Source organism: Adlercreutzia sp. CNCM I-6215, assembly GCF_977072315.1.
In genome coordinates, this window is the sequence record NZ_CDRVMA010000003.1 from 54,868 (window position 1) to 77,142 (window position 22,275).

Consider the following 22,275-nt stretch of genomic DNA (forward strand, 5'->3'; position numbering starts at 1 on the left):
AAGCGCAAGGCAAGGGAGCTTACTCATGATCGATGCGGTCGATATTCATGTAAAGGGTATTGTGCAGGGGGTAGGTTTTCGACCCTTTGTGTACCGGATGGCGAAGAAGTACCTCATCAACGGCTGGGTGCTGAACGCCACCGATGGCGTGCATATTCACGCCGAGGGCGAGAGCGCGCTGGTGGACGAGTTCATCATGGAATTATCTGACAACGCGCCGGCGGCATCGAAGGTGGAGGAAATCGACATCAAGGAAGTGCCTCTGGAGGATTTCGACAGCTTCGAGATTCGTTTCTCCGACGATGAGGACGTGGCAGAGACCACACTTGTGTCGCCCGAGCTTGCCACCTGCGACGACTGCGTAGCAGAGCTGTTCAATCCGAACGACCGTCGTTACCGTTACCCGTTTGTCAACTGCACGAATTGCGGGCCACGCTTCACCATTATTGACCACTTGCCCTACGACCGCGCTGCCACCTCCATGGCGGCGTTCCCCATGTGCGAGAAGTGCGCCGCCGAGTATGCCGATCCGCTCGACCGCCGCTTCCACGCCCAGCCCGATGCCTGCTTCGAGTGCGGGCCTTCGGTAACGTGGCGTGTTGGGGCGGACGGGCCGATTTCGCTAGGGAAAACCCGCGAGGAGTCCGACGCCATTTTTGCGGCTGCGGTGGAAATGCTCATGGCGGGGAAAATCTTGGCCGTGAAAGGGCTCGGCGGCTTCCATCTCGTATGTGACGCCAACAATGCCGATGCGGTGGCTGAGCTGCGCCGGCGCAAGCGGCGCGATGGGAAGGCCCTGGCGGTGATGGCCCAGGGAATGGGCGATGTGCGGGCGCTTTGCGAGGCGAGCGAAGAGGAAGAGGCGGTTCTGGCGGGGTCGACGCGACCCATTGTGCTGCTGCGCAAACGCCCTGGCGCGGCTATCGGCGCAGGCTTGGCCGATGGATTGTCCGAATTGGGGGTCATGCTGCCTTACACACCGGTGCAACATTTGCTCATGCACGATTTCGCTGAAGCGTGGTATGCGGCGAATCCGGCGGTGGACGAAGCGGGCGACGAACCGGGACGCCTGGTGCCGCTGCTTGTGATGACCTCGGGCAACGTACACGACGAGCCCATCTGTATCGCCGATGAGGAGGCGCGCGCAAAGCTGGCCGGCATCGCCGATGCCTTTTTGGGTAACAATCGCCCCATCCTCACGCGCTTCGACGACTCCGTCGTGCGGCTGATCCAGGTGGATGAGGTCGACGAAAAGCCCGTGTGCGCCATTCAGTTCCTGCGGCGGGCACGCGGCTATGCTCCCGTACCCGTGTCGGTGACGGCCGAGGGCGTTGCGCCTGCCGAGGGCATCATCTTCGCCGCCGGCCCCGAGCAGAAGAATACCTTCACGCTGCTGCGCGGCACCGATGGCTTCGTGTCCCAGCACATCGGCGACGTGGAAAACGCCGAGGCCTACGATGCGTGGCTGGCCACAAAGGATCGCTTTGAGAGCCTCTTCGAAACGATTCCCACAGCGGTGGCATGCGACTTGCACCCCGAGTATCTCACAAGCAAATGGGCCCATCACCAGGGACTTCCCGTGACCGAGGTGCAGCACCATCATGCCCACATCGTGTCGGTTATGGCCGAGCATGGGCTGACTGATGCCGTCTGCGGCATCGCCTTCGACGGCACAGGCTACGGTGAGGATGGGGCCATCTGGGGCGGCGAGGTGCTGCTGGCGAACCGCCAGGCCTTCGAGCGTTTCGCGAACTTCGCCTACGTGCCCATGCCCGGAGGGGCTGCGGCCATCAAGCATCCGCTGCGCATGGCCTATGGCGTGCTGTGGGCCTACGACCTGTTGGAGCATCCTGCTGCTGCGGCGGCTTTGGCGCCTCTGGGCGATGAGGCCGAGGTGTGCGACACCATGATCGAGCGCGGGCTGAACACGCCCATGACGTCCTCGGTCGGGCGCCTGTTCGATGCGGCCAGCGCGCTGCTCAGCATCTGCACGAAGCCGAGCTACGAGGGCGAGGGAGCCATCCTTCTGGAGGCGGCTATGGAAACCGCCGGGGCCGACGTGGCCGGCGCTGCGGCTGTCGAAGAGGCCGCGGGCGTGGCAGGCGAGGACGAGCTGGCGGCGAAGGAGCGCTACGCCGTCATCGTCGAGAAGAACACCGCCACCGAGACGAGTACCGCGCAGGACACCTCGGTGCTGCTCCTGGATGCCGAGCCCACCTTCCACGCGTTGCTGGACGACCTGGCGGCGGGAGTGCCGGCGTCCGTCATCAGCCGCCGCTTCCACGATGCCATGGTTGGCGCCATCGTCATGAGCGCCGAGTTGGTGCGAGCCATGTACGACATTTCCACGGTGGCGTTGTCGGGCGGCGTGTTCATGAACCGCTACCTTGTGGAGCACGCGCTGGCTGACTTGGCCGCTGCTGGTTTCACCGTCGCCATCAACCGCGATCTGCCTCCTAACGACGGTTGCATCAGCCTGGGCCAAGCCGTGGTGGCTTCCGCTCGTTCGGGCGAGTAGGGCGCCTCTCGAAACCTCGCCGACTTCCTTGGGCGAACCTGCGACAATGGAGCATTGAGAGACGAATCGAAGGAGCAGCGTATGTGCTTGGCAATTCCGGCGAAGGTGGCGGCCCTGGAAGAGGGGAACTTGGCCACCGTTGACATTTTGGGTGTGACCCGCGAGATTTCCGTCGACCTGACGCCCCAGGCGCAGGTGGGCGACTACGTGCTCGTGCACGCCGGCTTCGCCATCGAGGTGGTGGACGAGCAGTTCGCCCTAGAGACCATCGAGCTGGTGAAGCAATTCCCCGAACTGGCCGATTTGAACGAGGCTCCCACGCCGGCCTAAGGAGCGAAAACAGTGCATTTTGCCTGTTGAATCCGCCCGTGTATTACACTAGACTGACCGCACGGACGAGCGGACTGCTTCTTTCGTCGAAGGGAGCAGCTATGTACGTAAGCTGGATGGAACTCCTCACGTTTTGTTTGGTGATCGTAGCGGTGATTGAGTTGACCGCGCGTTTGCGGCAGTAGTCGCAGCGGGCGGCAATGAAAAAGCCGCCCCTCGCATAGGAAGAACGGCTCTTCATCACATTAATAGGAGTAATGTGAAGCAGTCGTGCCCGGTGCCACGGGCATTCCGCTTGTCCGTATTCTACACCCTTGAAGGAGTGGTTGCAAGAATGGACGCCATGCAGCAAGAACTGAAGGCATTCAAGGATCCGGCGTTGGCGCGGGGGCTCATTGAGTCCATTCAAGCGCTGGCCCCGGAGTCTGCTACGCTGATGGAAGTGTGCGGCACCCACACCGTGGCCATTGCGCGCAACGGCATTCGCGGTCTTATGCCCGAGGGGGTTCGTCTGGCGTCGGGCCCTGGATGTCCGGTGTGCGTGACGAGCAACCACGACATCGACAAGGTAATCGCGCTGGCCCGCGTGCCGGAAGTGACCATCGCAACCTTCGGCGACATGACCCGCGTGCCCGGCTCCACGTCCAGCCTGCTGGCCGAGCAGGCGGCGGGACGCGCGGTGGAAATCGTTTACTCGCCGCTGGATGCCCTGCGCCTGGCGCAGGAGAACCCCACGCGGCAGATCGTCTTCGTCGGTGTGGGCTTCGAAACCACCACGCCGCTGGTGGCTATGGCCATCAAGCGGGCGCGCGCCATGGGGCTCACAAACTTCACCGTGTACGGCGCCCACAAGAACATGCCCGGGGCGCTGGAAGTCATCATCAATGATCCGGCGCTGAAGCTGGATGCGCTCATTCTGCCGGGGCATGTGTCCACCATCATCGGCGCCGAGCCCTACCGCTTCCTGGCCGAGAAGTACGGCATCCCCGGCGTCATTACCGGGTTCGAGCCGGTAGACGTGCTTCAGGGCATCGCCATGATCATGCGCCAGCTGCACGAGGGGCGCGCCGAGATCGAGATCGCCTACGCCCGCGGCGTCATGCCCGAGGGCAACCCCGTGGCGCTCGCCGCCATCGACGAGGTCTTCGAAACCTGCTCCGCCACCTGGCGCGGCTTGGGCGAGATTCCCGGCAGCGGCTACCGCATCCGCGAGGAGTTCGCCGACTTCGACGCCATGCGCCGCTTCCAACCAGACGTGGAAGAGGTGCGCGAGCATAAGGGCTGCCGCTGCGGAGACGTGCTCCGCGGCATTATGGCGCCGAGCGAGTGCCCACTGTTTCGCAAGATCTGCACGCCGGAGAACCCGGTTGGCCCCTGCATGGTTTCCAGCGAGGGCAGCTGCGCCGCGTACTACCGCTATTACTAGAAATGCTATTTTCCCTTCGAAAGTGGTTTCAAAGCATCTATTGGCATTGTACTAATTGTATTTTTCCTAAAATAGTATAATTAGCGTGGCAATTTCGGAAACGAAAATATATAAGGGGATAGCATGGATTATCAGGAGCTCTCGAGGGCCTTTTATAAGAGTGCTTCGACCGACCGTTTCACTGAGCTTGATGAGCAGGCCCGCTATCGTCGCACGATGCCGTCTTCATTTGATTTAGGCCTTGAGACGCCCGATGGAGTTCTGTTTATCGCCATGCCCCGCGAACTCTTTGTCCTTTACGAGCAGATTCTACGCACGGAACGAAAAGTATCGTCGCTCATGCGATCGATTCCCCCCATTGCGCAAATGGCGCTCGTGCGTGGTCTTGTGTTTGACGAAGTTGTGAATTCAAACGCTATCGAAGAAGTTCACAGCACGCGAGCCCAAGTGAAGGAAGCTCTGGATTCGCGCGCAGTGCAAGAGGGAGGATTTCGCCGTTTCAAGGAGTTGGCTCAGCTGTATCTTGAGCTTGGCAAGTCAGAACATGAGATGCCGAAGACTCCTCAAGAGATAAGGACGATTTACGACAAGATCATGGACGGGGAGCTGCCGGATTCCAAGCTTCCCGATGGAAAGATCTTCCGCGCCGAAGGAGTTGACATTACTGCTGGTGGAGTGAAAGTCGTTCATAAGGGAGTGGAGCCCGAAGACAAGATCATCGAGGTCGTCGAGACGATGCTGCAAACGGTGCAACGTGATGACATGCCGGAGATGATAAGCGCCTTGGCCTCGCACTATCTCTTCGAATACGCCCACCCGTTCTATGACGGGAACGGGAGGACGGGCCGCTATTTACTGGCGTTATTCCTGTCGGAAGCGCTGTCTGTTCCCACGGTTCTGTCGTTGTCGCGAGCAATTGCCGAAAACCGCAGCATTTATTATCGGGCGTTTTCCAGCGTCGAGAATGCGCTCAATAGAGCCGAGATGACCTTTTTCATTTACGACATGTTGACGCTGGTCCGCATTGCCCAGGTCAATATCCTTGAAAGGCTTTCAAAGAGCAAGGAGGCGTTTGGGTCGATCAGCGCTCGAATGGATGCCTTCATGGAGGAGCAAGATCTGAGCGACAAAGAGGGATCCATTATGTTCGTACTTGCCCAATTCGAGCTTTTCGGTATGTACGGAACGGCGATCACGGAGGAACTGGCCGCGAACATTAGGCTGGGAAAACAGATGACGCGCAAGCACCTGTCCTCGCTCGAGGCGAAGGACTTGGTTTGGAAGGCGCGGGCGCGCCCTGCCGAGTTTGCCCTCACTGACCATGCTCGCTGCCTCCTTGGAATGGAAGAAGCGAGTGTCTCGGAAGAAGCGTCGTGATAGGGCGGGGCTGGAGAAGGGGCGGCGTATGACTGGGAAACACTACATGTATGTGTTGGAATGCGCCGATGGGTCACTGTACACGGGCTATGCCGTGGATGTGCAGGCGCGGCTGGCAGTGCACAACGCCGGCAAGGGCGCGAAGTACACCCGTGCGCGGTTGCCCGTGAGCCTGCTCGCCTATGCCGAGTTCGCTACCAAACACGATGCCATGCACGCGGAATACGCCTTCAAGCAACTTTCCCGCAACGAAAAGGACGCTTTGCTCGCTGCCGCCTCGCATTCAAGCTTCGAGGAGGCCCTGCGCGAGCTGCTTGCGTGAACCGGGGGTTCCATTTCTGTCCTTAATTGGCATTTTTTCCGAGAAAACGGGAATAGCGCCGAAAGATGGTCTAAACAGGAAGGCCTCCCATGCGGGAGGCCTTCTTTGCGTTGGATGGGTATACGGCTTAGCTCAGCTTGCTGCCGAGAACCTGGGCGGCGCCGGCTTTGTCGAAGTTGCCGCCAGTGCGGCGGGTGAGCTCGCCCATGACGCGGCCCATGTCCTTCTTCGTGGAGGCGCCGGTGTCGGCGAGCACCACTTCAATGAGGGCCGCCAGCTCGTTGCCTTCCACCTGGCGGGGCAGGTACTCTTCCAGGATGGCCACCTGCTCGGTGAGGGTATCGGTACGCTCCTGGTTGTTCCCAGCCTTGATGGAGCCGTCGAGCGTCTCCTTCGTCTGCTTGATGGTGCGCTTGAGCATGGCGTCCACGTCGGCCTCGTTCACCTCGCGGCGCTCGTTCACCTCGATGGCCTTCAGCTCGGTATGTACCTGGCGCAGAATGTCGCGACGATGGTTGTCGCGCGCCTTCATGGCCGCCTTGATCTCGTCCTGCAGCTGCTGGTATTCCATGAGCGTCCTTTCTCGGAAAATGATCGCTCCCATTATAGCGCGGCTTGCCGCTTCGCTGCCCCCCCGTAGGGGGCGACCTTGGTCGCCCCTCTCGAGTGAGTAAGACCATCTTGGTTGCGGAGGGCGGACCTTGGTCAGCCCCTACGGGACAAAGAAGTGAGGGATAGAGCGGAAGGAGACGGGGGCTACCCTTGCTGGAGCGAGCTCTTCACGATGCCGCGGGCGGCGAGGTAGGTCACCAGCATGTAGCCGCCGTAGATGACGAGCGTGAGCGCTGCAGCCATGGTGATAGGGCCGGCCGAGGACACGCCGATAGCGTCCAGCATGGAATCGGACAAGACGCCGATAGCGCAGGCCGAGTGGCACACCGCCAACCCCAGCGGCACGAGGAAGTACACGAGCACCTGGAACAGCAGCGAGCGGTTGATCATGGCCCGGTCGCAGCCGAGCTTCCACAGGGTGCGGTAGCGCGGTGCCGAGTCGGAGGTTTGGGAAAGCTGCTGGATGGCCAGGATGGCGGCGGTGGACACGAGGAAGATGAAGCCGATGTAGAGCGCCAGGTAGGTGATCATGAGGCGCAGGCCAGCCGATTGGGTGAGCATTTCGTTGGCCGTGAGAATGCGCGTGACCGGCCACAAAAGGCTCGCGTAGGGGTCGTCGGCGCCGCTCGTGCCCTTCTCGAACCCGCCCATGTCGCGGGGCTGCAGGGCGGCCACGATGTCGGCCAAGGCCGCGTCGTTCTCGCCGGCAGTCTTGCCGTTGTCGGCGTACATCACGTTCAGGTACTGCAGGTCGGGAATGCAGCCGGCCGCCTTCAGGGCCTCCACCGCCTCGTCGGGGACGACGATAATCATGGCCGTGGCCGCCATGGCGTTGTCCTCCAGCTGCGTGTCATACAGAGGGCCGGCCAGTGCGTACTCTTTGCCGGCGATGGTCACGGTGGGGGCGGCGTCCAGCACGGCACGGGCCAAGGGCTCCACGATTTCCATATTGTTCGCCAAAGCGCAGGTGCCCGCCTCGAGGGTCACGGGCTCTTGGCCCTGCAGCGCGCGGGCGCCGTTGAAGTCGGACAGCGACACAACGGTCAGGTGCGTCGTGCGCACGGAGCCCAGATCGTCCAGGCGCAGCGCCTCTGGATCGGCGCCAGTGGCCTCGGCGGCCGCAACGAGCGGGTCGTAGGTCATGTCCGGCGCCGCGTAGGTGCTCACCTGGGCCCACGCGCCCACGGTCTCGGCCCACAATTCCGGCGAGGCCTCTTCCAGAGCGGCGGCCATGTCCCAGTTGTAGGACTCGGCCTGGGCCAGGCGATCGGGAGCCTCGGCCTCCATCCCGGCGCGGCGCTCGAGCGGATCGCCCGACGACGAGGCCTCCGACCCGCCGGGCCCGTACCATACGGCCGCGTCCAGGCTGGCGGAATAGGGGTTCGCCCGTTCCGCGCCGCCGACGAACACCTCCACAAGCCCCATGCCCGAGGAGAACACCGTGATGGAGAAGAACAGCAGCACACACACGGCCCACAGCGACAGAAACGCCGTGTTCACCTTGCTGGCGATCTGGCGTATGGTGAACAGGTTCAGCTTGCGCAGGTACACGCCGCGCATCCGCGTGAGCACGGCGATGGCGAAGCCAGCGAGCGACAAGAAGAACAGAAGCGATCCTACGAGCATGCCGATGGTGGCTCGCAGAAATTCCGGCTGATCCAGCATCACCAGGCCGTTTTCGATGAGTTGCTCGTAGGCGTAAGCGAGGATGGCGATGGCTGCGACGAACCCCACGAGGCAGACCCACGGGTTGCGCACGCCGGCGCGCTCGTTCTTCTCGCCGGCGCGGATGAGGTCGATGAGCTTGCAGCGGCTCACGGTGATGGTGTTGAAAGCGGCCACCACCACGTAAATGGCGGCGAAGCAGGCGAGCGTGACGAGGAAGGCGTCGGGGGAGAACACGAACTGGTAGTTGGTCATCGTCGTGCCGAACAGCGCGGCGGTGAAAAACGACAGTCCCTGGGAAAGCAGCACGCCGCAGATGAGGCCCACGGCCAGGGAAAGCATCCCCACGAGCACGGTCTCGTACAGCACGATGCGCGACACATGGCCCGGCGTCATGCCCAGCACCAGATAGGTGCCGAACTCCCGCTTGCGACGGCGGATGAGGAACTGGTTGGCGTACAGAATGAGGAAGCCCAGCACGCAGGCCACCACCACGGAGAACATGCCCAGTATGTAGGTGGTGGAGTCGAACACACTTCGTGAGGCCGAGGTTTCCATGTCGAAGAGAATCTGCTGGCTGCCGATGGAGTTGAAGGCGTAGAACACCGCCACGCCGAACAAGAGCGTGATGAAGTAGACGGCGTAATCGCGCACCGACCGGCGGATATTGCGCAGGGCGAGCTTAAGATACATGGCCGGCCTCCCCGCCGAGGAACGACACGACCTCCATGATGCGCGAGAAGAACGCGTCGCGGCTCTCGTCGCCCCGGCGCAGCTCGTTGAACACGGCGCCGTCCTTGATGAACAGCACGCGGTTCGTGTAGCTGGCGGCGAAGGCGTCGTGGGTGACCATCATAATAGTGGCGCCCATCTGCTCGTTCATCATCTCCATGATCTCCAGCATCACCGTGGCGGCGCGGGAATCGAGGGCGCCGGTGGGCTCGTCGGCTAAGATGAGCTTCGGGTCGGTGACCATGGCGCGGGCCGCGGCCACGCGCTGCTTCTGGCCGCCGGACATCTGGTAGGGATACTTCTGCAGCACGCCATCCACACCGAGGCGCGCGGCCATGGCGTTCACCTTGCCGGGAATGGCGCGGGCCGGCTCGCCCTTGATGGTGAGGGCCAGCGAGATGTTCTCGAAGCCGGTGAGCGTGTCCAGCAGATTCGAGTCTTGGAAGATGAAGCCGAGGTCGTCGCGACGGAACTTCGCCAACTGGCGCTTCGACATGCCGGTGATATCGCGGCCGCCTACGATGATGTGCCCGCTCGTGACCGTATCGATGGTAGAGACGCAGTTCAGAAGCGTTGTTTTGCCGGAGCCCGAGGGACCCATGATGCCGACGAACTCGCCGGCGGCCACGTCGAAGCTGACACCGGCCAGCGCGTGGGTGACCGAGTCGCGGCTGCCGAAGACTTTTTCGATGGAGCGCACCGAGAGGATGGGGGAGCCTGCGTTGACGGGGCGAGCGGCTTGGGGGGCGCGGAAGGGGTCGGCCGCACGGTGGGCGCCATGGGCGGTGTGGGCTCCTCTTCCGCTGGCGGCGCTGGCTGCGGAGGCGGCGCCAGCCACGTAGTTCTCGCGGGAGAAAGCGGCGGCGATGCCGTCGAGGGTCGTCGTGCCGTCGCCATCGAGGGGCACAGGCGTGCCAGGATCGGTCGGACGCGGGCCGAAGGCCGAGGGGGTGGGTTCGGTGTACACTTCGGCCATTAGTAGCTCCTCTCGGTTTTGGGCAGCTGGTGGGAGATGAAGGCTCCCACGGCCCCGATGATAGCAAGCGTCAGGATGATTTTCCCTGCAGTGTTCACGACAGTCCTTTCTCTCGGATGTGCGGCTCGCGTTCCGTCTGTCCGGAGGCGGCTCGATGGATCGTCCCATCCCTCCGGAGACGGCTACGCGGCATTCCGATTCGCTCAGACAGTCCTCGCTGGTATCGAAGGCGTTGGGATTGCCTGTTCCCTTTCATGTTCTGCCTTCGATACCATCTGCGGAACTCGCTCGGTCGGAACGCCGCGTATCCGTCTCCTGCATGCTGGAGGTTAGCACCCTGCATGGCCGGAGGTTGTCTCCGTCTTTTGCGTTCGCGAGCCTGAATTCATCCTAAGGAAGGTACGGTTTTGGCTCCATCGATCGGGCTTACGGTTGACTTACGAATGTGTTAGGTTCTATGCGCCGAAGAGTTCCTTGCGGGTGCGGTCGTGGGGGAATGTGAGGATGACGCGGGTGCCCGTGCCCTCTTCGCTGGCGAGGCCTACGTGCAGTCCCATGGAAGCGCACAAGCTCGCTACCAAGTAAAGGCCCATGCCCGTGGCCGAACCATGGGCGCGGCCGACCTGGCCGGTGAATCCGCGCTCGAAGACGCGGGGCACGTCGGCGGCGGGGATGCCGCAGCCGTTGTCGCGCACTTCAAGCACCGTGCGGCCGCGAGAGGTGCCCGCCTCCTCTTCGCGGGCGGTGAAGATGAGGGCGCCCGCGCCGTATTTCGCTGCGTTGGTGACTACTTGCCCTAAGATGAACACGAGCCAGGGCTCATCGGCCAGCACCGTCATGGTGTCGGGAATGTCGAATGTGGGGACGCATCCCTTCTCGATGAGGAAGCGGCTGTGGCGCTTGCAGGCCTCGCGCGCCGCCGAGGCCAAGTTGATCTCGCGGATGGCGTAGTCGCGCTCGACGGAAGTGGAGCGGGCATAGTAGAGCGCCTGGTCCACCTGGGCCTCGATGCGCTCCAGCTCGCGGGCCACCTTGGCGGATTCCGGCCCGGGATGGTTGGCCAGCATGAGCTTGATGGCGGCGATGGGCGTCTTTATCTCGTGGATCCAAAGCTCTACATAGCGGCGATAGGCGGCCGCGTCATCACGCAGGGCCGCTGTCTCCTCGGCGGAAAGCTGGGAGAGGCGACGGGCCACATCGTAAGCGATCTCACCTTCCAGAAAAGGCGGCTCGGCGATGAGGGAGGGATGCACGCAGGCTTGGCGCAGCTGCTCGGTAAGGTGGTGCAATTCGTGATAGAAGGCGGCTTTGCGGCGGTAGTCCAGAAAGCCGGCGCCCAGCGCGATGAGCGTAAGAATGTCGGCGACGAGCAGAACCCCCGACGAGTTCACGCCGAGCGCAGGCAGAATGAGCACGGTGCTGGCGAGGGCGAGCAAAAAAGCCGCGAGACCGATGACGTTGTCGCGCACATAGGAAGCGGGCGTGAAGGCGGCGATGGGCGCATTGGCGGTGTGCGCGTTGACGCGTTCTCCTGCAGCGCTCGCGTCGCGGCCCCCTTCCGCAGCATGCGACGCGCAAGAGCTCTCGCAGTCCTCGCGTGCCACTGTGTTGTGCCCGCTCATACCGTGTACCCCACACCGCGGCGGGTAGCGAGGAAGTCCTCCGGAACGCCTAGGGAACCGAGGGTTTTGCGCAAGCGGTTCACATTCACGGTTAGCGTGTTGTCGTCGATGAAGGCGTCGGATTCCCACAGGGCACACATGATCTCGCTGCGGGGCACCACCACGCCGGGGTTACGCATGAGCGTCTGTAGGATGCGCAGCTCGTTGCGCGTGAGTTCGGCGGTGCGTCCTTGGAATTCCACGGTGCCGGCGCCCATGTTCAACGTCACGCCTTTGTGGAGGATCGTCATACCGGCAGCAGGGCTCGCGCTGCGCCGTAGCAACGCCTGCAGATGCGCGAGCAGCACGGCGGGCCGATAGGGCTTGGTCACGTAATCGTCGGCCCCCAGGTTCATGGCCATGACCTCGTCGAACTCGCTTTCCGAAGAGGTGAGCATGAGGATGGGCACCGAGCTTTTGCCCCGGATGTCGCGGCAGATGGAATGCCCGTCGGCGCCGGGCAGCTTCAGATCGAGCACGATGCAGTCGGGCTCGGCAGCGAGGGCGCGTGCCGCGGTGTCGCCCCAGGTGCCCTCGTAAGCCGCCACGGCGTAGCCGGAGAGCTCCAGCACGTGGGCCAGCTCCGTGCGCAGGGCGGTATCGTCTTCGATGAGATAAATGCGCTGGGCCATGGCTGCCTCTCTTTCGGCGGTGTTCGCAGGTGCCGTTCGCGCAGGGCGTGGCGCTCGGGCATAAGGCCCAGGCGCGAGGTTCGGACGTGGGGCTCGCGCGCAAGGCTCGGGCGCGGTAGCGTGGGCGCGAGGTTCGTGCGCTCAAGCGCGACGGCAAGCATCGCAGCCCATTGTAAGCCTGCGCGCCGTTCCCGCCCCCAGCAACTTCCAACCTTACGCAACCGTAAGTTGGTTACCAGCTTCCTCGGAAGGCGTGCTCGACTGCTCGATAGTAAGCGAATGGGCAGAATTTGCCTGAGATCTTGAGTTATAAGCGTCTGCAGAAGAAAAATGTGGATGAAATTAACGAGTAATGTATAAAGAAGGGGTGAAAATGTGTGCTCAGGCGCTTATAACTGGCGATCTCGTGCAATTCAGGGCTGGTTCGCCGACGACGACGCTTTTTCGCAGCATTGCGACTTCGTTGCGGTCGGCGCAGGGAACGGATCGGGACATTCCCGCGTCATTTCCGCGGTCGTGCTCTGGCAGAATGCCGTCATCGACCGAATCGAGACGGGAGGTTCGCCATGGGAGAGCGGAAGCTCAAGTTCCAGGATCGCTGGATGTTCAACCGCGTGCTATGCGAGGAGGAGGTGTGCCGCAAGGTGCTGCGCGCCGCGCTGGGGATAGAGGCGGGGGAGATCGCCTACCTGAACGCCGAGCAGTGCTTCGAGCCGCTCGCCGCCGGACGAGGCGTGCGCCTGGACGTGTTCGCCCGGGGCGACGGGCGGGTCTACGACATCGAGATGCAGGTCGCCAGGGAGCGAGACCTGGGGCGCCGCATGCGCTACTACCAGGCCGCCATGGACGTGGGGGAGTTGGGGTCGGGCGAGGACTTCGGCGCGCTGCCCGAGAGCTACGTGCTGTTCTTCTGCCGCCACGACGCCTACGGCAAGGGCGAGCCCGCGTACGTGATCGAGCGCAGGTGTGGGGCCCATCCCGACCTTGCTGTGGGCGACGCCTCCCCGTGGGTAGTGCTGAACGCCTCGGCGTGGGAGGCCTCCGCCGACCCCGGGCTGCGGGATGTGCTACGATACCTCCGGACCGGGGAGGCCGAAGGGCCCTTGTCGTCGGAGATCGACGCCCTGGTCGGCGTGTTCAACGAGGACAGGGAGTGGGTGGACCGCGTGCTTACCTACGAGCAGGAGACCGAGATGCGCTGCCGAAAGGCGCGGGAGGAAGGTCGGGAGGAAGGTCGGGAGGAAGGTCGGGAGGAAGGCGAGGCCCGTCTCGCCGTGCTCGTGGGCGCTCTGCTGGCCGACGGCCGTTCCGAAGACGTGGCCGCTGCGGTGGAGGACAAGGTGCGTCGCGAGGAGCTCTACGCCGAGCTCGGAATATGAGGCCAACGCGCCTATGCCGTGCGCATTACGCCTGAAGGCGATGCGCTGGCCGAGAAGCGCTGCGCCGCGCAGTCCGAGGTAGCCGATCGCATCCTGTCGACCCTGACGCCCGAGGAGGTCGAGTCGTTGAACGTTCTCACGGAGAAGATCATCCACCAGTGCAAGGACATGGGCGTCCGCGGTGAGCGCAAGCATGGTCGCCGTCATCGTCATGGCAAGGGCCGCAGCTGCCGCAAGTAGCGTTCGGCACCCTTCTGGCACCTTCTCGATAATGGCCTCCCAGGGGGACATTATTTTTCTCAAAGATTATTCTTGACATAGAATAAAGCATCGTTATAATAGATTTCGACAGAGCGGGAGATGCGAAGTCTCCTCCTCTCTCCTCTTCTCTCGTCCGCATGCGCCTCTCCCCCTCGGGCGCCAAGGACACTCATTTGCGAGCCCGGGATCCCCCCTCCCCGGGCTCGCAGCATGTCAGGGGCCGGCTGCTTCGGAGGGAAGCCGGCCTCTCGGCTCTCTGCCGCTCTCCATCGAGGCGCACCGGCGCGTTGGCGCATGCGCTTTTCTTCCTTAAGAATCCCTGAGGTTTCGTTGCGAAGGCGAAAAGTGGGGTAGTATGGTCGAGAAAACGTGGCGGCCTTTGCGGGGCCGCCTGCACGTGGCGACTTCCAGAGGCACCAGAACGGGGAGCCGCCTGGATAGGGAAGGATTCGGCTATGCGAGAAATGCCCGCCAATCAGTTGAACCCGCGCATTAAGAGCGTTTGGCGCATCAACGATGCCATTTGGATCGTTGTCTCATTCCTGTGCTGCTTTCTGCCCTTCGCTATCATAGCGTTGGTGGCGCCAGAAGAAGCGTGGGCCGGGGTGGTGGCTCTTATTGTCGCTATCTTGTTCGTGGCGCTGCTTGTGCTGTGCGTGGTGGTGCTGCCGCCCATTCGCTATGCTCGTTGGCGCTACGAGCTTACGCCGGATTACCTGGATATTGCTCGCGGCATCTTCTGGCGCAAGCGCTTCGTCATTCCGTTCATCCGCGTGCAGAACACCGACACGCGCCAAGGGCCCATCCTGCGCGCCTTCGGGCTGTCCAGCGTCACCGTGGCAACTGCCGCCGGCGAGCACGAGATTCCCGGCCTCGGCATCGAAGAGGCCGACGTGCTGCGCGATCGTGCCGCCGAGCTGGCGCGTCTGGCCCGAGAGGACGTATAAATGAGCGCGCCGAACGTGCCCCCGCAGGTGCCCGCGCCCGCGCCGATGCCCCCTGCGGCGGCTGCCCCATCGACTGAGCTGCCGCGCCACCATGTGCACCACAGCTATATCTGGCTCGAAAGCGTGCGCACGATCTTCATCATTGCCGTATGTGTTGTGGTGGCGAACTTCTCCACCATCATTGGGCTTGTTGCCGAAGAGGGCATGGGCGCCGAGGCAGGGTTCATCATGGCGGTGGCTGGCATCGGCACGCTGGTGGTCATCCTCATTACGTTTGGCATCGTCGCCGGGCTGCGCGTCGTTGGCTACAAGCACCTGTACTTCACCGTCGGCCCCGACGAGTTCACGCTGTGCTCCGGCATCTTCAACAAGAAGCAGGTGCACGTGCCCTACCAGCGCGTGCAGTCCGTGGACCAGCGGGCGACGCTCCTTCAGCGATTGTTCGGCGTGTGTACGGTTTCCATCGACACGGCCGGAGGCGCGGCGAACAAGGCCGTCGTGGTGCCCTACGTCACCAAGGCCCAGGCCGAGTGGCTGCGCGCCGAGCTCTACAACCGCAAGAACGCTCTGGCCGCTCAGGCTGCCGTTGCGTCGGGCATGGCGGGTGCAGCGAGTGCGACCGCGACGGGCATGGCGGGTGCGGGCGACCCGATTCCGCAGTCGGTGGGGGCCGGCATTGCGGCTATGGCCCAGGGGGCGGCGACCTTTGCCGGCAACGTGCCGAGCCCGGCCGCCGCGGGCAACGTGCTCGATGTGGGCGCCGAGGCATGGAACCAAGTGGGCGGCGTGTTCGCCGGCCCTGCTCAGGATACCGGCCGCGTTACCTACGAGTACGGTCTCACTAACAAGGAGCTGTTCCTCGCGGGTCTTTCCAACACCACATCGGTGGGGCTCATCTTCGCCGGTCTGGTTGTCGGCGTGCTGCAAATCGTCGGTTTCATCTTCGACGTGATGGGGGGTGCGGCCGATGGTGCCGTGGAAAGCGCCCTAGTTTTTGCCGGCTCCCAGGCTTCGGCCTACCTGATCGGGGCCGTTTCGGCGGGGGTCATCGTGCTGGTGCTCGTGCTGTGGGTGCTCTCGGCGGTGGGTTCCTGCATTGGGTACGGCGGCTTCAAGGCGCGCCGCCGCAACAACCGCATCGAGGTGGAATACGGCTTGCTGCAGCACACCTTCCAAGGCATCGACATCGACCGCGTGCAGTCCGTGGTCGTGAAGCAGAGCTTCATCCGCCGTCTGCTCGGCTACTGCGAGCTGTCTCTCGGCAAGATTGACGCCGGCACCGACGAGGACAGCAGCAATCAGAAGAACACTCTGGCCAATCAGGGGATCATCATCCACCCCTTCGTGAAGATGAACCGTGTGCCGGAAATCCTCGCCGGGCTCGTGCCGGAGTTCTCCGACCTTCCCCATGAGGCGAAGCCTGTCGCGAAGGTGGCGCTGCGCCGAGCCGTGCTGCGCCAGAGCATCTGGTTCGGCGGCGGCTTCTGGCTGGCCGTGTTTGCCGTGGCTTGTATGGCCGGGCTTGCGGCGCTCGTCGGCGGCATTGAATCGGGTGCGATTCTTCTGGAAGAGGGCGACGAGCGTTTGATAGGGCTGCTGTACACGTTTGGGGGTGGGGTATTGGTGATTCTGCTGGTTCTGGCGGCTATTCTCTTCATCGTCGATGTAGTGAACGCCGTGCTGTGGGCCCGCGAGTCCAGCTTCGCCTACAACCACCGCTTCATGCAGGTGAGCAACGGCGGCCTTTCTCGAGAAACAGTGAGCTTCCCGCGCCAGAAAATCCAGTTCGGCTGCACGAAGAGCAACCCGTTGCAGCGCCGTGCGGGCACCGACACGCTGCTCGCCACGACGGCGGCCGGTTCCGGCGGCACCACGACGACGCTCATCGACGCCTCTCACGCCGACGCCATGGCGTGGCTCGACTGGCTGAAGCCCGGCGGCAACCAGTAATCCCGGAAAATATGGTAAAGTACCGCTCATGAGTAAAACAGACGACACTGCAAATTCGAAGCCGGCCTTCCTCGATTTTCTGCGCCCCAAACGCGAAAGCGTTACGGAGGACGAGATCAAGGACATGGTGGCCGAGAATATCGAGCTTCTCGAAGACGAGAAGCGCATGATCAACGACATCCTCGATTTGGCCGACATGACGGTGCGCGAAATCATGAAGCCGCGCGTCGATATGATCATGGCCGAGGACACCGAACCGGCCCGCGCGGCGCTCGACCGCATGCGCGGCACGGGCTATTCCCGTCTGCCGGTCTATCACGAGGAAGTGGACGAGGTCATAGGCCTCGTGTCCTACAAAGACCTCATCGGCCCTCTGTTGGACGGCCGCATTGAAGACCCGGTGGCCGAGTTCATGTACGAGCCGCTTTACGTGCCCGAGACGAAAAACGTACTGAAGCTGCTGTCGGAGCTGCAAGAGGCACGTATGCAGCTGGCCATCGTCGTGGACGAATACGGTGGCACCGACGGCCTCATTACCATGGAGGACATCATCGAGGAGATCGTCGGCGAGATTGCCGACGAGACCGACAACGATCGCGACCTCATTGTGCTTGTCGAGCCGAACCAGTGGCGCGTCGACGGTCGCTTTCCCGTGGAGGATGCGGTGGAGCTCGGCTGGCCCGTGGAAGAATCCGACGACTACGAGACGCTTGCGGGCTGGATCATCCACGAGCTGGACTCCGTGCCCCGGGTGGGCGACGAGCTGCTGGTCGACGGCTACGCCTTCAAGGTGGTGAAGATGCGCCGCTCGCGCATTTCCATCGTGCAGGTGAAGAAGTTGCCATCGGTAAGTTGTGAAGAGTCGGTAACGACTGCCTGACAGCGCTCAGGGTCGCACCCGCGAGACCTGCGGGAACCCAGAAAGTGCGTTTTGTCAAGCGAACAAAGCGTGGATGTCGGCTACCGCCTCGGCACGGTTTCAGCCAACTAGGGTAAAATATCCGCGACATAAAACAGCATAGCATTCTTTACTGCAGCAATCCCACACCCTAATCCAGCACGCTGCGCCGCTTGAGCGGTTTAGTTTCGTGCTGTCGAGAAAGGGAATGAGTGGTCACAAGGCGCAAACAGAGTCATCGCAAAACCGTCGTGCTGGCGATGGTTGCGCTCTGCGTGCTGCCGATGCTGGCCGTGGGCTTCCTTGATGCTGGTTGGGCGTCCGCCGGTTCTCACGACATGGGGGCGACCACCTTCGGTCTCGCTCGTCAGTCCGCCGAGAACCCCAGCGCTTCCGATGTTTCCCCCGACACCGTGCAAGACAAGTCCGACGCGGACGTTCTCGCTGTGGAAGACGTCGCCGAGGAAGCAGCGCTGAAGACCGCCTCGTCCCGCGATGTGAGCGCCGGCGTGCAGGAAATCGCCGACGAGGAAGAGGCCGCGCGTCTGGCCGCCGAGGAAGCCGCTCGCGTCGCCGAGCAGGAGGCCATCGATCGGGCCGACGCCACGCGCTCCCGCTACTACGCTACCTTCGGCAGCCTGCCGGCCGGCGATGTAGATTTCTCCATCGGTCGCGAGGCGTTCATCGAAGAATGGTCCGCGCGCATCAACGATTACCTGTTCGGCAGCCCTCTGTCTGGCTACGGCGAGACCTTCGCCGAGGCGGCCTGGGAAGCGGGCATCGACCCGCGCTGGTCTCCGGCCATTTCCAACACCGAGTCCACCAAGGGCCGTGTTTGCTTCAAGTCCCACAACGCTTGGGGCTGGGATCAGACCAACTGGCCCGATTGGGACACGGCCATCCGCTCCCACGTGGCCGGTCTGGCTCGGGGCTATGGTTTCACCATCAGCTACTCCTACGCCATGCGCTACTGCCCCCCGAACTACGACAACTGGTATCGGGATACGCTGAATCAGATGCAATTGATCTAAATTAGTGAGAAAATGCCGCAAGGCATTTTCTTTTGTAGGAGGACGAGCAACCTATGAGCAACGTGATTGTGGTCGGGTGCGGGCGCGTGGGGTCGCAGCTGGCCAATATGCTCTCGGACAACGGCAACAACGTCTGCTGCATCGATAAGAACGCCGACGCCTTCGCGAACCTCGGCCGCAACTTCAACGGCAGCACGGTGCAGGGCGTGGGGTTCGACGAGGACGTGCTCATCCGTGCCGGCGTGGAAGAGTGCGATGTGCTGGCCGCCGTCACCCAGCTGGACAACACGAACCTCATGTGCGCGGAGGTGGCCAACCATCTGTTCGGCGTGCCCCATGTCATCTCGCGCCTGTACAATCCCGACCACGAGCGCGCCTATATGCAGCTGGGCATCGACTACGTCTGCGGCACGTCGCTGGTGGCCGAAGATGTGTTCTCGAAGATTGTGTCAGGCCACGGCTCCCACATCGACACGTTCGGTGAATTCGAGGTGCTCCGGTTCACGCTGGATCTTTCCAGCCGCGACAACGCCAAAACGATCCGCGTCTCGGAACTCGAGCGCGATCACGAGGTGCGCATTATCGCCTTCGAACGTGCCGACGGCTCCGCGTCCTCCATCCCGACGCCCGATTCGCTGCTGTACGCCGGCGACTCCATTCTCGCCTGCGTGCGCCACGACGTCATCGCGCAATTCTCGCGCTACATTCTGGATTAGGTGATACCCATGTACATCGTTATCGCTGGCGGCGGCAAAATCGGGTCGTATCTGGCTGGCATCATGTTGAAGAGCGGCAACGAGGTGGCGGTCATCGAGCAAAGGCTCGCCACGGCCGATCGCCTCTCCGTGCAGCTGACAGGCCCGTACCTCGTCATTCACGGCGACGGCTGCGACTCGCGCTACCAGGAGGACGCGGGCATCCGCCAGGCCGATGTGTTCGTGGCCACCACGGGCCAGGACGATTCGAATCTCGTATCCTGCGAAATCGCCCAGCGCGTGTTCCGCGTGCCCCGCTGCATCGCTCGCGTGAACAATCCGAAAAACGAGCGCATCTTCCGCAAGGTGGGCATCGAATGCGTGTCCTCTACGACGCTCATTGCGAACCTCATCGAGGAGGAAGCGCTTTTGGGCTCGGTATCCGTCGTGTCGTCGCTGACTCACGGCAACGTGGCCTTAGCCGAGGTGATGGTGCCGCGCATGCGCCACTTCTCCAACGAGGACGGCGTGCTCATCAACGAGGTGCTGCTGCCGGACAACGCCATCATCGCGGCCGTGGCTAGCGGAGGGGACGTGGAAGTGGCCAACGACGAGACGGTGCTGCATCCGGGAGATAAGGCCATCGTAGTGGCGGATGAGGACGTGCTGGACGACGTGCGGCTGGCGTTTCGGGGGCTCTAGTGGTTGTGGAAAGGGCCGGTTGCATGTCGCTTGGGGCGGAATCAGGGGGTACCTTGATTCGCGGCTGCGAGTCCGCTGGGGAGGAGCTACGGGGTATTCGAATTCGCTCAGACAGTCCTCGCTTGGTGAAACAGCCCACTGGGCTGTTTCAGTCGCTGCGGAACTCGCTCGGTCAAGGCACCCCCTGCTTCCTATTGGCTCTCACGTTGCTGATCGTTCTTCTCGTTGTCCTTTGCGCACCTGCAACAGCTCTGGCGGCGGATTATCGGTGCTCGGAGGTGGACTTGCTGGCGTCGGTGGAGACTGACGGGTCGGTGCACATGACCGATCAGCGCATCTTCGATCTCACGGAGGGGGAAAGCGCGCCGGAGCGGTTGAAGTGGCTCTACGATGGGTTCATCGAAGGGGCTGAGGTTACTATCGAACGGGTGCGCATGGCGCCGGTGGATGGCGATGGTGCGCTTGCCGGGGAGTGGACGGAGCTTCCCGAGACGACGTTCCTTTTGCCCTGGCGCGGCGGCGGAGGGCCCGAGCACGACGCGTGGGCCTACGACAAGTTCCAGCATACGCTCTACGCTTTCGTGGATGCCATGCCCGAGCGCGTCATGTTCGAGGTGGTCTACCGCGTGGAAGACGCCATCGAGGCCTTTGACGACGCGGCTGACTTCCAATGGCTTTATGTTCCCCAGGACTACGATGTGGCTTTGGCCGATGTGCGGGCAGAAGTGGTGCTGCCTGTAGCGGCCGACGACTCCGTGAAGGTCATGGAAAATGTTTATGCGTGGGGTCACGGCCCTGCCGATGGCGAGGTGGATATTCGCTCCGACGGTACGGTGATCTTCACGGATCCTGCGGTCGAGCCCACGATGTACGCCAAAGCGCGGGTGATGTTCCCCGTCGAGTGGCTGACGAACCTGAGCGAGGAGGCGCGCCTGGCGAATCAGGGCACCCTGCAGTACTACTGGACGAGCCGTTACGAGGAAACGTGGGTCGATACGGATACGTCTCAGGAGGTTATTCGTCTTGGGCTGGCTTTGGGGCTGCTGGGCTTGTCTGCGGCGTTGCTGCTGGCGGCGCTCATCGTTTGGTGGCGCTGGGGCCGAGAGCGGCCGCCGGCGTTTCGCGACGATTATTGGATGAACCCGCCTGCCGACGCCATGGCGCCAGCCGTGCTCGGTCGTCTGTGGCGCTGGAACCACGAGAGCCCCGACGACATAGTAGCTACGGTGCTCGATATGGTGCGTCGCGGTGTTCTTGAAGTGCGAGACGATGAGCTGGTCATACCTGCTGCGGGAGAGGAGTCGGCGAAGAGGATCGAGGGTGAGTCGTCTGTCGCCCTTGCTGCGCCTCGGGCTGCTGATGCCAATGCGCCCGATGCGCCCGACGCAGCCGTCGCGGCCGTCGCGGCCAACGCAGAGCAGGCCGCTCTCGATGCGGCCACGCTGCGGCTGATGCGCATGGTCGCCACGGGCGGTCGGACGCTCAGCCGCGCCAAGCTTTCCGTTTTGGCTCACGAACATCCGCGCGATCTTTTGGAGGCCAGTGCTGCTTGGCAGCGCCGCCTCACCGCTTTGGTTGAGCCCTACGGCTTCTTCGATACAGTCTCCCGTCGCGCTCAGCATATCGTTTTGGGGGCAGCGATTTTCCTGGCGGTTGTCGCGGTAGCGGCCATCATTTGGGTCAGCTGGCGTGCTGGCGTGCTCGCCCTGGCCACGGCGGCGGCCATGGGGGTGCTCGGCAACTACACCATGCGGCGCTCCCCCGAGGGCAACGACATCGCCGCCCATGCCAAGGCCCTGCGCAACTGGATGCGCGATGGCGGCTGGTCGTTCGAGGGCGACAAGCTCGCACCCGACGAGCGCGCGGCGCTCATTCCGTACGCTTATCTGTTCGGTGCGCTTAAATCCCTCGGGTTCGGTGCTTCCGCTGACGCGGGGGACGCCGATGCCGGAGATGCCGCTACGGCGGTTCGGGAGAAGGCCCCGATGGCTGCCCCCGCTGCCCCTGCCGCTGCCCCTGCCGCCCCTGTCGATGAAGCGGCGTTCCTCGCCGCCTTAGCTCCGGTGTTTTCCCAATCCTTAGACGAAGCGTTACGTGCCGCCCATAAGCGCGCTGAAGTATCATAGGGGCGAAGCTGCCCATCCGTTTCGGCGACCATAGC

The 22,275-nt window shown here is 62.9% G+C and carries 19 protein-coding genes; 14 read left to right on the top strand and 5 right to left on the bottom strand.

The genetic code is table 11. The annotated features are described in order from the left end of the window. Nucleotides 1-25 precede the first annotated feature (25 nt). The 5 genes from hypF to ACW4LP_RS03195 all read left to right on the top strand — a co-directional run bounded on the left by hypF (nt 26) and on the right by ACW4LP_RS03195 (nt 5,973). A complete protein-coding gene (gene hypF / locus ACW4LP_RS03175) occupies nt 26-2,518 on the top strand; it encodes a carbamoyltransferase HypF (RefSeq protein WP_455803464.1) in 2,493 nt (830 codons plus the stop codon). A gap of 81 nt (nt 2,519-2,599) precedes the next feature. Next, nucleotides 2,600-2,848 (top strand): HypC/HybG/HupF family hydrogenase formation chaperone, encoded by a 249-nt coding sequence (locus tag ACW4LP_RS03180; RefSeq protein WP_022738267.1) that lies wholly within the window; start codon nt 2,600-2,602, stop codon nt 2,846-2,848. 334 nt (nt 2,849-3,182) lie between these two features. After that, nucleotides 3,183-4,274, top strand: coding sequence for a hydrogenase formation protein HypD (hypD, locus tag ACW4LP_RS03185; protein ID WP_161128015.1), 1,092 nt, complete (start codon nt 3,183-3,185; stop codon nt 4,272-4,274). Between the two features lie 123 nt (nt 4,275-4,397). Further along, nucleotides 4,398-5,651, top strand: coding sequence for a Fic family protein (locus ACW4LP_RS03190; RefSeq protein ID WP_455803465.1), 1,254 nt, complete (start codon nt 4,398-4,400; stop codon nt 5,649-5,651). Between the two features lie 28 nt (nt 5,652-5,679). Then, nucleotides 5,680-5,973 carry a GIY-YIG nuclease family protein gene (locus ACW4LP_RS03195; RefSeq protein WP_161128013.1) on the top strand — a complete coding sequence of 98 codons (294 nt, stop codon included), beginning with the start codon at nt 5,680-5,682 and terminating at the stop codon, nt 5,971-5,973. A 127-nt stretch (nt 5,974-6,100) separates the two neighbouring features. Here ACW4LP_RS03195 and ACW4LP_RS03200 read toward each other — a convergent pair whose 3' ends face one another. The 5 genes from ACW4LP_RS03200 to ACW4LP_RS03220 form a co-directional block, all read right to left on the bottom strand. Then, nucleotides 6,101-6,544, bottom strand: coding sequence for a GatB/YqeY domain-containing protein (locus ACW4LP_RS03200; protein WP_455803466.1), 444 nt, complete (start codon nt 6,542-6,544; stop codon nt 6,101-6,103). A gap of 185 nt (nt 6,545-6,729) precedes the next feature. Continuing rightward, on the bottom strand, nt 6,730-8,943 hold the full coding sequence (locus ACW4LP_RS03205; RefSeq protein ID WP_455803467.1) for an ABC transporter permease: 2,214 nt from the start codon (nt 8,941-8,943) through the stop codon (nt 6,730-6,732). Continuing rightward, nucleotides 8,933-9,691, bottom strand: coding sequence for an ABC transporter ATP-binding protein (locus ACW4LP_RS03210; protein ID WP_041714745.1), 759 nt, complete (start codon nt 9,689-9,691; stop codon nt 8,933-8,935). Before ACW4LP_RS03210 ends, ACW4LP_RS03205 begins: the two co-directional genes overlap by 11 nt. A gap of 722 nt (nt 9,692-10,413) precedes the next feature. After that, nucleotides 10,414-11,580 (bottom strand): sensor histidine kinase, encoded by a 1,167-nt coding sequence (locus ACW4LP_RS03215; RefSeq protein ID WP_114548247.1) that lies wholly within the window; start codon nt 11,578-11,580, stop codon nt 10,414-10,416. Next, a complete protein-coding gene (locus ACW4LP_RS03220; protein ID WP_114548246.1) occupies nt 11,577-12,251 on the bottom strand; it encodes a response regulator transcription factor in 675 nt (224 codons plus the stop codon). The genes ACW4LP_RS03215 and ACW4LP_RS03220 overlap by 4 nt, the downstream gene beginning before the upstream one ends. A 566-nt stretch (nt 12,252-12,817) precedes the next feature. On the opposite strand from ACW4LP_RS03220, the gene ACW4LP_RS03225 reads away from it, so the two are divergent. The 9 genes from ACW4LP_RS03225 (at nt 12,818) to ACW4LP_RS03265 (ending at nt 22,240) form a co-directional block, all read left to right on the top strand. Continuing rightward, nucleotides 12,818-13,630 (top strand): Rpn family recombination-promoting nuclease/putative transposase, encoded by an 813-nt coding sequence (locus tag ACW4LP_RS03225; protein WP_114548245.1) that lies wholly within the window; start codon nt 12,818-12,820, stop codon nt 13,628-13,630. 18 nt (nt 13,631-13,648) lie between these two features. Then, the gene (locus tag ACW4LP_RS03230; RefSeq protein ID WP_417177776.1) at nt 13,649-13,870 is read left to right on the top strand and encodes a hypothetical protein; all 222 of its coding nucleotides are present in this window, start codon (nt 13,649-13,651) and stop codon (nt 13,868-13,870) included. Between the two features lie 476 nt (nt 13,871-14,346). Beyond that, nucleotides 14,347-14,838, top strand: coding sequence for a PH domain-containing protein (locus tag ACW4LP_RS03235; RefSeq protein WP_022738317.1), 492 nt, complete (start codon nt 14,347-14,349; stop codon nt 14,836-14,838). Continuing rightward, entirely contained in the window at nt 14,839-16,788 is a 1,950-nt protein-coding gene (locus ACW4LP_RS03240; RefSeq protein WP_241521310.1) for a PH domain-containing protein, read from the top strand. A 28-nt stretch (nt 16,789-16,816) separates the two neighbouring features. Beyond that, a complete protein-coding gene (locus ACW4LP_RS03245) occupies nt 16,817-17,668 on the top strand; it encodes a hemolysin family protein (protein WP_114548242.1) in 852 nt (283 codons plus the stop codon). Between the two features lie 230 nt (nt 17,669-17,898). Then, nucleotides 17,899-18,717 (top strand): hypothetical protein, encoded by an 819-nt coding sequence (locus tag ACW4LP_RS03250; protein ID WP_022738328.1) that lies wholly within the window; start codon nt 17,899-17,901, stop codon nt 18,715-18,717. A gap of 53 nt (nt 18,718-18,770) precedes the next feature. Then, on the top strand, nt 18,771-19,433 hold the full coding sequence (locus ACW4LP_RS03255) for a potassium channel family protein (protein ID WP_114538628.1): 663 nt from the start codon (nt 18,771-18,773) through the stop codon (nt 19,431-19,433). Between the two features lie 9 nt (nt 19,434-19,442). Next, nucleotides 19,443-20,114, top strand: coding sequence for a potassium channel family protein (locus tag ACW4LP_RS03260; RefSeq protein WP_417177774.1), 672 nt, complete (start codon nt 19,443-19,445; stop codon nt 20,112-20,114). Nucleotides 20,115-20,308: 194 nt separating this feature from the next. Beyond that, a complete protein-coding gene (locus ACW4LP_RS03265) occupies nt 20,309-22,240 on the top strand; it encodes a DUF2207 family protein (protein ID WP_451917914.1) in 1,932 nt (643 codons plus the stop codon). The last annotated feature ends 35 nt before the right edge of the window (nt 22,241-22,275 follow it).